We start from the raw sequence: 1,496 nt of genomic DNA, 5'->3' as shown, positions 1-1,496 counted from the left end.
CAGAAATAAAATTATACCCAAAACGAAATGAAGAGTTTTTACAAAATTACTACATACTAACCAAACAAAAATGGATGGAAATGAGAAACACTCTATAATTTTTTTTCTTGATAAAATGTGAATATTGGCACTTAATCATAGTGGGTGAGTTAGGTCAAAGAAATAGACATAAAGGAGATTGATAGATCAAAAACCTTATATAGATAATCCAATAAAACTATGTTCCAAATATTCAATAGAAGAAAAATATAAAAAGTTAACAACAGGGGTATTCCTAGTATTATTATGATACAAATCAAAAAAAATCATGTTAAAAAGTAGTCTCTGCTTAAAAAAAGAAAAAATAAAATTTCTGTAAAATTTATTAGATATTTATTTTTATATAATATCCTATCAACATAGCTTGAAAGGAGAAAATTATGAAAAAAATATTTAAAGTATTAAAAGTAATATTTGTATTGTTCATTGCCGTTATTTTGCTTGGATCTGTATCTGTGTTTATTTACCATAACTATCAGGTGGGTAAAGAGTCAGAATTAATTAAAAATAAGGGAAATTTAGTTGACTTTAATAACAAGAAAATAAATGTTTACAATGAGGGGAATGGTGAGGATACTTACGTATTTATGCCTGGGTCGGGGATAGCTGCTCCTATTTATGAACTGAAAGGATTATATAGTAAATTTTCAAAAGAGAATAAAATTGCAGTCGTTGAAAGAGGCGGATATGGATACAGCGATGTTTTTGACGATAATAGAGATATTGATATAATCCTAGAGCAATCAAGAAAAGCGTTGATTCAAAGTGGAAATAAACCTCCATATATATTAGTGCCACACTCGATGTCAGGATTAGAAGCTATTTACTGGGCGCAAAAATATCCAAATGAAGTTAAGGGCATCATTGGTTTAGATATTGGTTTACCTCAAGATTACGTAACTTATAAAATGGGGAGAGTAGATTCGTTAATAATTAGAGGGATGAACATTTTAACTAAATTGGGTGTTCATCGACTAGTTCCCTCTGCCACTTATGACCCTGAGGTGATAAAGCAATCATTTTTAACGGAAAATGAAAAAGAAATATTTAAAGCAATATCGTATAAACAAGCCTTTAATGATGATATGGAGGATGAGAGATTACAAATTTACGATAATGCTAAAAAATCAGTAGATCTTCCGATACCAAAAGAAACACCAATCTTATTTTTATCTGCGTATACTGATGAAAATAAAAACTCGAAATATACAAAGCAAAAAAATAAAAACTTTGAGGAGTTTGCAGAACAACTATACATATCTGACGTGAAAAAGATTAAAGGGAAGCACTCCATTTATTTATACGCTCCCGATGAAATATTTAATCTTGCCATGGATTTTATCAATAATAAAGTTGAAAAAAATGAAAGGTCTACGTGATGAAAGGATATAATATTTTAATTGTTGAAGATGATTTAATGATTGGCAATTTATTACGAAAAATATTGCAGCGTGAAG

Annotated in this window: 1 protein-coding gene and 1 pseudogene; both read left to right on the top strand. The window is 29.1% G+C overall.

Going from position 1 to position 1,496, the window contains the following annotated elements; all coding sequences use genetic code 11:
* Positions 1-419 precede the first annotated feature (419 nt).
* Positions 420-1,418 (top strand): alpha/beta hydrolase, encoded by a 999-nt coding sequence (locus tag V7014_RS06045; protein ID WP_335505194.1) that lies wholly within the window; start codon positions 420-422, stop codon positions 1,416-1,418.
* Positions 1,418-1,496, top strand: a pseudogene (locus V7014_RS06040) (DNA-binding response regulator); the annotation flags it as partial. The gene V7014_RS06045 and the pseudogene V7014_RS06040, both read left to right, overlap by 1 nt.

It is taken from the genome of Bacillus sp. JJ722 (assembly GCF_036963345.1).
Classification (GTDB): Bacteria; Bacillota; Bacilli; order Bacillales; family DSM-1321; genus Bacillus_AD.
Note: the sequence above shows the minus strand (reverse complement) of the source record. Positions and strands in the feature narration are given on the sequence as shown.

What these genes read in the sequence shown, in the direction of transcription:
- V7014_RS06045 (WP_335505194.1), top strand. Translation starts at nt 420, where the DNA reads ATGAAAAAAATATTTAAAGTATTAAAAGTAATATTTGTATTGTTCATT.